This is a genomic window from Nonomuraea sp. C10 (assembly GCF_008017515.1).
Classification (GTDB): Bacteria; Actinomycetota; Actinomycetes; order Streptosporangiales; family Streptosporangiaceae; genus Nonomuraea; species Nonomuraea ferruginea.
Window position 1 is genome coordinate 13801 of sequence record NZ_VPFF01000001.1, and the last position, 12433, is coordinate 26233.

Annotated in this window: 9 protein-coding genes; 1 reads left to right on the forward strand and 8 read right to left on the reverse strand. The window is 67.2% G+C overall.

Annotated features, from left to right (window positions below; translation table 11 throughout):
- Positions 1–24 precede the first annotated feature (24 nt).
- From FR742_RS00075 to FR742_RS00105, 8 genes are all read right to left on the reverse strand, one after another.
- Entirely contained in the window at positions 25–1113 is a 1089-nt protein-coding gene (locus tag FR742_RS00075; RefSeq protein ID WP_148028998.1) for a radical SAM protein, read from the reverse strand.
- Between the two features lie 160 nt (positions 1114–1273).
- The gene (locus FR742_RS45010) at positions 1274–1390 is read right to left on the reverse strand and encodes an ALQxL family class IV lanthipeptide (RefSeq protein WP_219545916.1); all 117 of its coding nucleotides are present in this window, start codon (positions 1388–1390) and stop codon (positions 1274–1276) included.
- A 95-nt stretch (positions 1391–1485) separates the two neighbouring features.
- Entirely contained in the window at positions 1486–3276 is a 1791-nt protein-coding gene (locus FR742_RS00080) for a S9 family peptidase (RefSeq protein WP_148028999.1), read from the reverse strand.
- Positions 3273–6077 carry a class IV lanthionine synthetase LanL gene (gene lanL, locus FR742_RS00085; RefSeq protein WP_148029000.1) on the reverse strand — a complete coding sequence of 935 codons (2805 nt, stop codon included), beginning with the start codon at positions 6075–6077 and terminating at the stop codon, positions 3273–3275. The genes FR742_RS00080 and lanL overlap by 4 nt, the downstream gene beginning before the upstream one ends.
- Before the next feature lie 1205 nt (positions 6078–7282).
- Entirely contained in the window at positions 7283–7663 is a 381-nt protein-coding gene (locus tag FR742_RS00090) for a hypothetical protein (RefSeq protein ID WP_148029001.1), read from the reverse strand.
- A 941-nt stretch (positions 7664–8604) separates the two neighbouring features.
- Positions 8605–9312: a hypothetical protein gene (locus FR742_RS00095; RefSeq protein WP_222708803.1), complete on the reverse strand. Its 708-nt coding sequence runs from the start codon at positions 9310–9312 to the stop codon at positions 8605–8607.
- Complete coding sequence (locus FR742_RS45520) at positions 9309–10262, reverse strand: hypothetical protein (protein ID WP_261808282.1); 954 nt, start codon at positions 10260–10262, stop codon at positions 9309–9311. Before FR742_RS45520 ends, FR742_RS00095 begins: the two co-directional genes overlap by 4 nt.
- Positions 10252–11184 (reverse strand): hypothetical protein, encoded by a 933-nt coding sequence (locus FR742_RS00105; RefSeq protein ID WP_148029002.1) that lies wholly within the window; start codon positions 11182–11184, stop codon positions 10252–10254. Before FR742_RS00105 ends, FR742_RS45520 begins: the two co-directional genes overlap by 11 nt.
- Positions 11185–11539: 355 nt before the next feature.
- On the opposite strand from FR742_RS00105, the gene FR742_RS00110 reads away from it, so the two are divergent.
- On the forward strand, positions 11540–12349 hold the full coding sequence (locus FR742_RS00110; protein WP_148029003.1) for a hypothetical protein: 810 nt from the start codon (positions 11540–11542) through the stop codon (positions 12347–12349).
- The last annotated feature ends 84 nt before the right edge of the window (positions 12350–12433 follow it).

Sequence of the window (12433 nt, forward strand, 5' to 3'; positions counted from 1 at the left end):
GGTGGCTGTGGAGCTATTGGCCGTTCAAAGCTGGTGACCAGAGGCAGGGCCGGCCATTGACGCGATGTGCCTTCGGCCACTCGTCCGGTCGTCCAAGGTGTACAGCGGGCGGCGGTCGATGCGGCGGCGGACCTCGTCCGTGCCGAAGTGGTAGTCGATGCGCCGGGTCGCCTCGGCCCAGTCCTCCATCGAGCGGACCGCCGACAGGGCCTCCACCACGAACGGGTCGCTCCATCTTTCCTTGACGCGCTCCCACAGTGTGCCGGCGTCCTCGGTGAGGAGGTTGCCGACGGTGCCCTCGTAGATCGGCATCGCGCGTACCTCGCCGTCCGGCTCCACCTGCAGCATGGGGAAGCCGTGCCGCTGCACGAGGTCCGGGTGCATCATCAAAATCATGTTGTTCGACGTCATGAGCTGCACCGAGCGGGGGGCGAGGGAACGCAGCCGTTCGACGTGCTCGCGGCTCACCAGGGTGCGCAGTTGGCCGAAGTCCAGCAGCTCGTGTTCGGCGAATTCCTTCCTGCTCGCGAGTCCGGACGGCACCGCGGCGGCGAAGGTGAGAAAGCGCAGGTGAGGGAACCGGGGCGCGACCGCGCGGCAGAACTCCTCCAGCTCATCGAGGTTGGACCGCACAACCGCGTAGTCGACCCCGAACTCGACCGGATCGGCACCGCGCTCCCCGGAGACCTCGTCCAGGATGGCCAGCGTACGCATCGCCCGCTCGAACGAACCGGCCCGTCCGCGGATCCGGTCGTGCACCCCGGCGCTCGCCCCGTCGACGCTCACGGTGATCCGGGAGAAGACCTGGGACGCCTCTTCGGCCCACCGTCGGTCGAACGTCCATCCGCCGGTGTAGAGGTTGACCGCCACCCCCGCTCCGCTGATCCGCTCGGCGACCTCCAGGAGGTCTCTGACCAGCAGCGGCTCGCCACCGGCGAACTCCACCGCCTGCGGACGCAGAGAGACGATCGCGTCGGCGGCCCTGAGCATCTCGTCCCGGTTCAGCTGCCGGGCCGGTCGTCTGCCGGACTCGGAGTAGCAGTGCACGCAGCGCAGCGGGCAGGCGTACGTGATGTCCCAGATGACGTCGCTGGGCCCCTGTGGGGTGCTCATGGCGTGGTCCTTTCCTCGTCGCCTGACGCGGCGTTGCTCTCTTCGCGATGGTTCGATGAACGGCGGTCCCGTTCCGGGACGACGAACGTCCAGGAACGGGACCACCTCCGGTGCTCAGCCCCGATCAGGGCCGAGCACGCTGGTCACGACCGCCGCCTCGTCAGGAGGTGAAGGTGGCGTAGCAGGTCCAGTCGCAGAGCCAGGTGCTGACACAGGGGTACAGCTCCGACTCCTGGTCGGCGGGCAGCATGTCGAGGGCGTCGATGTTGAGCTCCATGGTGCTTTCCTTTCGTCAACCGTTGTGCCGCTCGTGTTCGAGACGGCCTGTCCACCGGCCCCATCACGACGATGAGGCCGGAGCCTGTGGGCCTGCTAGGCGGGCACGGACGTGCCTTGGTGCAGGATTCGAGTGGCCCCTTCGCTCAGGAAGTCGATGAGACGGTCGGCGACCAGATGTCCCTCGCTGGAGACCAGCGGGTCGTGGTCGGATCCGGGGATCTCCAGGTAGACCGGTGCCACCGGGTGGGCGGCCGCCAGCAGCCGGCTGTGCAGCCGCCGGGAGTGGGCGACCGGGATGACCGGGTCCTGCTCACCATGCACGATCATGATCGGCAGCCGCATGCGATCCGCCAGCCGGGCCAGGTCGCGCGGGCCGAGCTCGTCGTCGAGCTCCACCCGGCCGCCGAGGCGGTCGAGCAGCGCGCGTACGCTGGGCGGCCCGTCCCGGTACAGCTCCCCGCCGGACAGGAAGGGGGCGATGACGGCGGCTCTGGCCCACAGGTCCGGCTCCGCGGCGACGGCGAGCAGAGCCAGGTAGGCGCCGTAGCTGATGCCGTACAGCATGGGCCGCCGGCCCGGGCCACGGGCGTCGGCCAGCGTGCGCCCCAGACGAAGGATGTCCGCGAGGTCCGGGCCGCCCCACGCGCCGCGGATGGCGTCGCGGTGCGCGGCGCCGTAGCCGGTGCTCCCTCGCTGATTGGGCGCGACCACCGCCATGCCCGCCGCGGCCATCCGCTGGAACAACGGCTCGAAACCGAAGTGCCAGGCGGCCTCCGGGCCACCGTGCAACGCCAGGACCACCCGCTCGCTCGCCACCGGATCGCCGTACACGATGGCCTCGACCGGCCCTGGATAGTCCACCGTTCGCGCAGCAATCCAACGTCCCGGCTGCTCCTCGGCGGTTGCCCGTACCCGGGACCGGAGCGGATCGGGCAGGGTGACCACGCCGAGCGGGCGGTCCGGCGTGGTGTGCAGCAGGTGCAGTCCGCCGGTGGTCCAGCGGGCCGTGGGCTGCAAGGTCCCGGCCGGCAGCTCCGCCTCGACGGTGGTGTCCGCCACGAGATCGTGCAGCAGCAGGTGGGAGCGGCTCCGGCGGGCGACCGACAGGGCCAGGCACCGTCCGCCGGGATCCAGGGCCAAGGGGGTGACGCTGCCCTCGATGCGGTTCAACCGCTCGGGGAACACCGTCGGCGCCGGGTCGTCGCGGTGCCGTACACCGAGACGGAACGCGCCGTCCCGCCGTGCCGCGGTGAGAAGCACTCCGGTACGAGGTGCGGCCATGAGCAGGTGTTCGCCGTCCGCCACTCCTTCGAGCGGCGCCGAGAGACCGGTGGCGAGGTCGAGGACGAACGTGCCACCTGCCCCCGGCTCGGGACGGGCCAGCGCGAGACGCCGGCCGTCCGCGTCGAGCCAGACTCCGCCGCCGGCCGGGCCGGTCAGCTCGGCGACCGGCTCAGGAGGTTCGGCATGCCCTGACACCCGCCACACCTTGGTACGGCGGCCTTCGCCGTTCTCGAACAGCAGGGCGGCGGTGCCCGGCGCGATGCCGCCGACGAGCCCGAGGCCCGGGCCGCGAGAGGCGAACAGTTCGTGCTCCTCGGCCGGCGCCCCGTCCGTCCCGGGGACGGCGAGCAGCAGCCGCGTGGACTGCTTGCCGTGGCGGCAGAGCAGCACACCGACGTCCCCTGCGGGCAGCGGGAAGGTCCAGGAGTCCTCGCCGTCCCTGGTGGGCAGCAGGCGTGGCCGTGGCGCGGGGCCGGTGAGGTCCCACAACTCCGGCATGAGCCGGGCGCGGCCATGGGCGGCCAGGCAGGCGACATGCTCCCCGGTGGCAGAGAACCGGAAGTTGATCCGTCGGGTGGTGGCCGTGGGCGGGGGGCTCATGACGCCCTCCCGGCGGCGGCCGCGAACGCCTCGGGAGCGGAGGCCGTACCGATCGCGGCGTCGGCCATCCACGGGCGGGGACCACCGTGACGCAGCCGCCACAGGAAGGCGAGCACGCCGGCCAGCCCGGTGTTCCAGCCGAACGTCACCTCAAGGCCGTTCTCGTCGGGCACCACGAGCAGCCCGTCGCGCATCGTGGCTCGCGCCCACACCATGCTCGCCAGCTCCCCGGCCTGCTCGCGGTAGACCGGCTCGCCGGTAAGATCCGCCATGTCCAGCAGGAACTGCCCGTCCCCGGCCAGTCCGTGACAGGCAGCGGTGCCGGAGCGCAGCCGGTGGCCGTGCACGGCGACGGCGGCGGCCCGCGCCATCTCCAGTGCGCGCCGGTCACCGGTGGCCGCGTGCAGGCGTACCAGGAACGTCCCGATCCCCGAGGACCCGTTGCACCAGTGGGTCAGCTTCGCCCCGCCGCGCGGGCCCTCCGCCCACAAGGCGGCCGCGCCCTGGTGGTCGGCCGCGTCCATGAGGGTACGACCGGCCAAGGCGGCGGTTTCCAGGCAGTCCTCGCGTCCGAGCGCGACGCCGGCCGCCAGCAGGTACGCGCCGATCCCGGCGACGCCGTGGGCGAACCCGTAGTGCACCACCCCCGCCAGCGCGGAGTCGAAATCGCGCGGGATGGGCCACAGCACCGTGTCGGGAGTACGTTGGGCGACCTTGAGCAGTTCGTCGGCGCATCCGCTGGCCCGGTCGCGGAACCTCGTGTCACCGGTGACGTTCCACAGGTGCAACAGCGCCATCCCCGTCCCGGCCAGGCCATGGCAGATGTCGGGGTTCGGCCAGCTGACCGGCAGTTCGAGGGCGAGGCCGAGCCCCGCCGAGCGCACATCGTGGTCGTCGAGCGCCCTGCCCGCCTCGTACAGGGCCCAGGCCATGCCCGCCCGGCCGAAATACAGCCCCGGTGACGGGCGATGCTCACCCGCGAGACGGCCGATCATCCATCCGGCGCCGTCGCGCAGACCTGTCGTCAGCGGGACGCGCAGCTCCTGCGGCAGGCTCGCGGCATGGGGCCCTACCACGGAGGCCATCAGGTGGAGCACGCCGGCCGCACCGTACTGGACGCCCCAGGGATCGGCGCTGACGCCGTACCCGGCGCCGACGGGCCACAGCCGCGCTTCCGGCCCTGTCCCGCCGTCCGGGGGCTCTGCGGACATGCTGCGCCAGGTGTACGCCAGTCCGTCGTGCAGCAACCGGTCCTGCTCGGGGGTACCGAGCCGGTGACGCCCTCCCGCCACGGCGGGCGACCGCGGACCCAGATCGGACAGGAATGCGCGGACCCTGGCGAGATCCCACCGCCGGGCAGGATCCTCCGCCATCAAACCCAGGATCATGGGAGCCAGCTCAGTGGCCAGGGGATCGCCTGAGACGGCCACCTCGACCAGCGTACGGACTCGGGAGTCCCACGATCTGGCCTGCTCTCCCTCGTCGGGCGCCAACATCGGCTGGCATGCGGTCACCAGGTAGAACACGGTCGCGCCCAGCGCGTACAGGTCCACTTCGACGCCGGGGCAGGGCCCATGGGCGGGGGCCCGCTCCTGCTCCGGGGGAGCGTACCCACGGGTGCGGGCCCGCCCGACCGGAGTGCCGGGCACCGCCGCAGTCTCAAGATCGATCAGCCGGACGTCGCCGTCCTCTGTGACGATGACGTTGTTCGGAGTCAGATCGCGCACGATGTAGCCCTGCTCGTGCACCGTCGCGACCAGGTCGACGAGCCGCCCCACCAGACGCAGCACTGTCTCGCGCCGGCGCTCGCCCGCCCAGGCGGTGAGCACGGTCCCCTCGACGCGCTCCTGCACCAGGAACAGGCTGTCGTCCTTGTCGAAGAGCGCCACCCTGCCTGCGGTGATGCCCAGCGGCCCGAACAGGCCGAGCATCCGCCACTCGTGACGTAAGTTGTCGCGCTCGTCGCGCCCGCTCATCTTGGCGCCCATGTGCGGCCGGGCCTGCTTGACGATCACGTTCCCGCCGGTGTCACGGTCCTCGGCCAGGAACACCCCGCCCTTGGCGCTGTGCCGGACGGCCTGGCGCACCACGAACCGGTCGGCGAGCAGCACGGCCTCCGGCGCGGCCGACCGGACCGGAGCTCCGCCCGACTCGAAGGGGCAGGACGCCCACGGCGGTGGTGAGTACCAGGGGTTGCGCTTGTCGGTCACCAGCGTGCCGTCGGGAGCCGTCAGCCGGGAGGCGTAGGAGCCGTCGTTGTCCAGGACGAGAGGCGCCGAGAACACCCCATAGCGGTAGTGGACCAGGCTGCCCGGCTTGTAGACGCGATCGGACAGGATACGCGGCCCTGGCAGGCCCATGGTGGCCTCGTGCAGTTCCTCGGCGATCGCGGTCGCGGCCCGGTCGTCGGGCGGATAGACGGTGACGAACTTGCCCACCGCTCCGCGGTCCTGCTCCCTGGACACCAGATTGGACAGTTCGGCCAGCGTCGCCGCGAACTTGAAGGGGCAGCGGCGCCGCGCCAGCACCTCCACCACGCGGGCGAGCACCACGGGAGCCGACAGCGGCGTCGCCGAGACGTGCAGCTTCCAGCCCTGCGCCTGGCGTGTCACGCCGTCCGGCGTCACGTACATCCACGGTCGGCGATGACGGAACTCCCAAGTGGCGGCGCCCTCCTCCCCGTCCACCGCCGCCAGGTCCGCTCGCGCCAAGGCCGCTCTGGCGATGTCCTCCAGCACGTGCCGATCGACGTCGATCTCGTCTTCACGCGCCTTGCGCCCGTCCATGCCGTACCCCCACATGCGTCATCCCTTGGCGAAGCCGCCGGACGATAAGCGGGGCGGGCGTCGGCGTTAATCCGCCGGCCCACCGCAGATATCGACAGGTCGCCCCGATGTCTGACCGGCTTCAGGTATAGGTACGGCGACTTGGAACTGTCTTGGAGATGAATGGCGTCGGCGGCGAGTTTTTTGGCAGTCAGTTGCAAGTGTCGCCCAACCGGTAAACACCGACGAATCCGTGAATGCCCAGGTCAGAGCTATTCAACATCAACAGCCTGCGACGGGATGTCGGCGGTGAGTTATCAAACTTGTTCACAAGTCGCTCTGAGTGACGTTCCAGTCGATTCCTAGTGTCATTGAAGTATTACGTGGAGTGATTGCGGCCGGAGGCGTTCATCGAAAGGCGGATGCTGTGCTCGCATTTCAGGCGAAGAGCCTCGGGATTCGCTCTGGGACACAAATGTCTGTAGGCGCCTTCACGTACATGGATCGCGGTACAGAGGTTGAGGTTCCTCGGCGTGATTGCGTGCCTTTCGGCCGGTCGGTGACCATGCCGGTGGGATGCGGTATCCGGATGGTGGCGGCCTGACCCCGCCAACGGGCACCGGGGCGACCTCCCAGAGCCGGCGCCACCACCCGCAGCATGGACGGCAGTGGCGCTACGCGCCCACCGTGCCTGCTGGTCAGGCCGGGAACCTGCTCGGCGAAGGTGCGCTTGGCCCAGGCGGCCTATCCGACGCACCCGCTCGACACGAAACGGCGGCAAGATGCGGAAACACGACCTCCAACAGCTCCGTGATCGACACAGAGCAGCGTCCCGACACCTGCACCGGCCCGCATCCGGTTCAACATGATCGTGATCTCGAAGTGCGGCCGATCACCTGGGCCGGGAGCGAAGGCCGCACGGCTGTGCAGTGGAGTGGAGCGCGAGCTGCCGCCGCTACGGCACTCATTGCTTCCCGGGAAGCCTGTGAGCACTCAGGCGTGCAGTCAGCAGAGCCCTGGGGGTGAGGTGAGGCGGCAGCACTCTTCCCCCGAGCACCCTCGGCTTGGCCTCCGGGGCGAAATGGGGCGGCGGTGACGGTTCGGATCCGTCCATCCCCATCGACTTTCTGGCGGCCGGAGCCTCCGGCCACAGGGCTCCGCCACAGGCGGAAATGGTTCCGTGCTCGCGACGGATTAGATGCGTCCCCTTCTAGGTCGGTCGCAGCCCATCCCGGCCGGGTTCACGGTGATCCCTTCGGCAGCGAGGACCAGTACTCCAGTACTTGAATAATGTCATCGATGCCTGTGACGCCCAAGAATGTGAATATGGACGCCGCCATGCCAGACAACACGGTCCAATATGTCCCCCAAGACATTCTCCCTCGCAGTGCTTCGATGCGAAAGATCTCTGCGATCCGAGTGGAAAGAATGCAAGGAGCCACAAATATTCCCAAAGCAAATATGCCCTGCTCAACCGACACTTTCTCCCCATGGGCAAGCCGGGCGTATTGCACGTATTTTGTCACCAGGACCACCCCGACGATAGCCCCTAGGATCATCCAGATCACGTCCAGGACATCGTTTTTGCTTTCATCTATATTTTCGCCGGCGCCATCCGCCATGCGCCCACTCCCCGTTTCGAATTGATCAAACTGCGAAGCCTTCCGTCGCGGGTACGTCGCACAGCAAGCGGCGTACGTCGAGCACTAGGCCCACAGCCAGGGCGGCGACGACCTGGTCCATGAGTGCCGGTAGCTGCTGATCTTCCGGCCGCCAGATGAGACCCCCTCTAATGGAGTCTTGTTTCCATGCCCGTCATTCTGGCCCCATGTGAGTGGATCGCGCAGGGATTCCGTCGATGTGAACACGGAGACCGGTATCGGTGCCGGGCGGGCTGTTCGGTCACCTGTGCGCGCGCCGACGACCTCCGTACGGCATGTCGCTTCGGAAGCGAGTCCACCCCGTCGATGCCAGTGCCGATCTCCGGTGGAGGCGGTCCGTGACTCCGGCGTCGCCGACGAGATCGACATTGAACGGCTCGGACCGTCGGGCCAGACTTGTGCTGGCCGCAGGGTTCCTGGCCTGCGTCGTGCTCGGCATCTGGTCGAACGCCTGGGGCGGCGCCCCCGAAAGAATTGAGAGGGGCGACGGAATCAACAAGGTTTTACGGCTGCATACGGGTGCTTTCGGCGGCCATGAAGGATCAGGAACGCAAAGACCTGCGGCTGAGAAACCGCAGGTCAACGGGTGAAAACCCTGGTCGAAGAGAGTGCCCCGGCAGGATTCGAACCTGCGGCACCCGCTTTAGGAGAGCGTTGGCGTTATTCATGGCTCAAATGGTCTGACCTGCCCGCATGTTTGATTGCGTGATTGTGTCGCGCTTGATCATCCCGCGTATGCCCCCAACTTGACTGCCACTCGCCCGGAAAGCAGACCAGACGAGGGAGTGGAACGGGAGGTGTGACTCCTAAAGCGATGATCGGGAGTCACATCGACTGTCCCGAAGCCGAAGTGCCGAATGAGACCACTGCCAGCCCGCCTGCGGTCATTCCGCCAGGGGTGATCACCTCGAATGCGATTTCAAGCAGAGGGCAATGTCGTCGAGGAAGGACGGGTCGTAGCGGTCGTCGACGTGGTTGCTGTTCCATAGTCCGGAGCTGCGTACTTTGGGGTTGGCGGTGTGCAGGCCGAGCCAGCCAGGGGAGGGCGGGTCGACCGCTCCGGTGCGCTGAGATAGAAGCGCGATGGCGTTTGCTTCGATGGTGCCGCGTTGGTCTCGGTCCGGTACGTCGAGCCAGAGCAGTGGCATGGCGGCGATCTGGGCGGTGACCGCGAGTTCGAGGGGGCGTTCGGCTTGTCGTTGCTGGGAGGTCACGTGGTTCTTCGGCCAGGATTGCGCTATCTCGGAGGGCCAATGGCCGGTGGCGAGGAGCGCGGTGCCGACATGGCGGCGGAATATCGAGCCGCGTTGGTTGCCGCCGCGTGGATTGGTTCCGTCGATGGGGCCACGGTGTTGAGCGAGTCTGGTCCACAGGGTGGTGTGTGAGGTCGTGGTCAGCGCGTGGGTGCCTATCCGCACGACGCGGGGCCGATTTCCGTCGGTGCGGGTCTCGCCGTCTTCGAAGAAGAAATACACGCCGCGCTGTGGCCAGCCGCTGGCCGCAGAACAGTTGAAGAGGCGGCGTGTCCCACCGATCTGCTCAGCGAGCGCGTCAAGGAGGGAGTAGAACCGGTCGGTGTCTTGTTGGCGTTGTGCTGCGACGTGGTTCATGTCAGGCGCTCCACGGTGATGCTCGCTGGATAGTGCTGGGTGGGACTCCGCATCCAAAAGCAGGCAAAAGCCTGGCCGAGCCGACGTGGCGTCTCCCGCATGGCGATCTCGCCCTGGGCTATGCCGGTGACGGTGACTAGGAATCCGGTAAGGCCGGCGCGCTGCCAGGGGACGCGTCGTAGCAGCCGCGCATAGTCGGTGCTGGCCGCGGCAAAGGCCATGACGGTCGGCACGCGAGCGTGGCGCGCCTCGGCGATCAAGAGGTCTTCCAGCAGGCCCCGCGGCCAATCCGCCAAATGCATGATCTTGTTGTACGAGCCGATCGGTTCGTCGGCGCGCAGCAGGCCATAACCGCCACTGAGGATAACGAGCGGCGCGTTCTCGGTTACGGCACTCGTGAGAGCATCCTGGGCGGCCGTGTAGAACTCCCCGGAGTAGCGGCGCCAGGCGGGGAGCACGTAGCGTTCATCCAAGCGGGCCGCCTCCCTATTGCGTTCGCGGGCCGAGACAAGAGCAGCTGGCCACTGGGACGCACGTCCGCTCCAAGCCTCGCCACCATCACGCTTGCGTTTCGAGCAGGGGATCACGAGTAACACGTCGCGGGGCATGATCTGTTGCAAGATCCGCGCGCTGCCGGTGGGCGTGGTCGCGGTCGGCGTCGCTGATTGTCGCGGCACCGTGAGGCTGGACGGCCGGATCGGGCTGCTGCGGCGAAAGATGACCGCTCGCCCTGGCTCCACCCGTACGAGGGTATAGCCGGCGGCACGCCAAGCACGGGTGTGGGAACGGTCGCCGTGCCACCACTGCGGATGGTGGCGGATCGCCGAGGCCGGAATCGTACCGACGATCCGGCCCAGCTCGCTCCAGGAGAGGCTCACCTCATCGTCGGATTGGGCGGACAGGAATGCGGTGAGCTTGGCCCAGTCGGCCCGCCCACCCTCAGTCGGCACGGCGGCCTGCTTGCCAGACGTGGTGGCACCTATGGCAACGGTAGACGTCCCAGTCGACGTAGTGCCATGGTGCCGAGCTGTCGTCAGCAGCGGCGTCGGGGTCGTCGTAGGCCCAGCCCTGGTAGGTGCCGATTTCGACATCCGCAGATCCGCACCGTCGGCAGGGATTTCGGGGTGTCCGCGACCAGCGATGGCCACAGGCGGTGCACACCAGGCGGATGCGTCCATCAGGCAGTCGGCTACCTCGCACGTCCTCCTCGGATCCACACACCGGGCAGTCCAGGTCCGTGCGTGGCCCCGCCAATGGTGCCTCGCGAGGAATGAGTTGCGGCACACCGTCCTGGTCGATCTCAATATTGAAGGCACGTCGTACGCCGGGTGCCACCGCCCAGAACACCTGGGCACCAAGCCTCGACAGCGCAGCGATCTTCCGCTGTGTCGTGTTCGCCGGTGCCGCGACCTGGCGCGCCGTTGCGGCACGCATTTCGGCGAGCATGCGGTCCAGCGACGCGGTGTCGCGCTTGGCCTCGGCCACCACCACGGGCCGTCCGCTGCCGTCAAGGGTCGCCAGATCCAGCGCGTCGTACTCGAACGCCACCCGCCGCGCTGGCCAGCGGTGCTCGATCACCAGCTCGGCGAACGCCGCGATCTGTACCAAGTATTCGCGGTTGAGTAAGGGGGCCGGGCCTTGCGAGAACAGGTTGTAGGGCCCCTTGTTCCGCGCGGCGCCTACGAGCCGGAACACTCCATCGGGCTGTATCTCCACTAGGCCAGCGCCACGAGCCAGGGCCAGCCCGTTGGCCTCGTCCACGTTCAGCGGCGGCCGGAGCCGCAGCGCTTGGTCGGGCAGCCGTCGCTCACGGGCGAACGCAGACGCCCATGTGCTCAGCTGACTACTGCACGCCGCGAGGAGATCATCCATTTCTACTCCCGATGTCCGCTCTGACCATAAACCGGTCCACCGACAAAAGCCCGCTGTACGTCTCTGCTTTGGCCCTGTCGCTCGGGCTCAACGGGAGTGGGCGGACTTGCCCGCCGTACAGATCACAGGCATTGCCACGCAGCGACTCGTGTTTGACCGGGAGGCTTCGCCATAACTCGACCTGCAGATTCTTGATCGCCCCGACCACGGACGAGCGCGCCGAAGTACGCGATCGTCACGGCCTCGGTCCCGCTATCGCGGCTCAAGCTGGTTGTAGCGCGCAGACGCGACGTTACACGTGGGTAAGGCATATGATTTATACCTTATCTCTTACCCAGAAGGGACAGAAACTTCGATGAGCGCCTTGTCGTCCCGCACCCTAGGACTCCTGGTTGACATCTGTCAGGACCCGTATACGAAGAGTGATCTGTCAACACTGCTGATGCGAACGGGGTTGTGGGATTACGGCGCAGAGGATTTCAATAAACAAGAGTTGGTTCGATCACGGCTTCTGGGAGCCAAGAAGGCTGGCGAGCAAGGTGATAGTGACGCAACCGATGCGATGTTGCGATATCTGACTCTTGTGGTGAAGTATCTCGTTAAGGACCCTAAGCGTGCGCCGGACTGGTTCAATGAATTGACCGAAGACCTGCTTGCGGATGGATATGAGTTGAAGTGGACGGAGGACTTCGACTTTCAAGAGGGAGATCTTGTTCCCGTGTTTGAAATTCTTCCTACCGACCCAGCCCCCGTTCCCCTAGGAGGGCAGATCACAGCTCTCGAAATGGACCTTACTGATCGAAGCTATTCCGTTGTCTTGACTCACTATGCACAGGCCGTTAGCAACCTCGGCCGTGGTAACTATGAGTCGGCGAACGGGCAGCTACGGGCTGCGCTCGAAGGCTTGGTGATGCAGCTTGCGACTGAACAGGGCTATGTAGGCGGGGGGCGGGCTGGCGAGGGCGGCAAAGCTATTGCCCATCTGATTGACAACAACCATCTGCCGGAGGATGACGGTGGGATTTACCTCAGAAGCCTTTGGAAGATGACCCATACCAATGGACCTCATCCCGGCCAGTCCGACGCTGACGAGGCTCGTTTTCGGACAGTGACGATCACCGCCGCCATGCGGTTCCTGCTGAATTACTTTCCCCCCAAACAGTAAAGCATCAGTCCGAGTCCAGGATTAGCGGCCTCGTCCTCTCCTCCGCTGCGGCACCGAGTTGGAGCCGGGCTCCACAGGCTGAAT

What these genes read in the sequence shown, in the direction of transcription:
- FR742_RS00090 (WP_148029001.1), bottom strand. Translation starts at nt 7,663, where the DNA reads ATGGCGGATGGCGCCGGCGAAAATATAGATGAAAGCAAAAACGATGTC.
- FR742_RS00105 (WP_148029002.1), bottom strand. Translation starts at nt 11,184, where the DNA reads ATGGATGATCTCCTCGCGGCGTGCAGTAGTCAGCTGAGCACATGGGCG.
- FR742_RS00080 (WP_148028999.1), bottom strand. Translation starts at nt 3,276, where the DNA reads ATGAGCCCCCCGCCCACGGCCACCACCCGACGGATCAACTTCCGGTTC.
- lanL (WP_148029000.1), bottom strand. Translation starts at nt 6,077, where the DNA reads ATGTGGGGGTACGGCATGGACGGGCGCAAGGCGCGTGAAGACGAGATC.
- FR742_RS00075 (WP_148028998.1), bottom strand. Translation starts at nt 1,113, where the DNA reads ATGAGCACCCCACAGGGGCCCAGCGACGTCATCTGGGACATCACGTAC.
- FR742_RS00110 (WP_148029003.1), top strand. Translation starts at nt 11,540, where the DNA reads ATGAGCGCCTTGTCGTCCCGCACCCTAGGACTCCTGGTTGACATCTGT.
- FR742_RS45010 (WP_219545916.1), bottom strand. Translation starts at nt 1,390, where the DNA reads ATGGAGCTCAACATCGACGCCCTCGACATGCTGCCCGCCGACCAGGAG.
- FR742_RS00095 (WP_222708803.1), bottom strand. Translation starts at nt 9,312, where the DNA reads ATGAACCACGTCGCAGCACAACGCCAACAAGACACCGACCGGTTCTAC.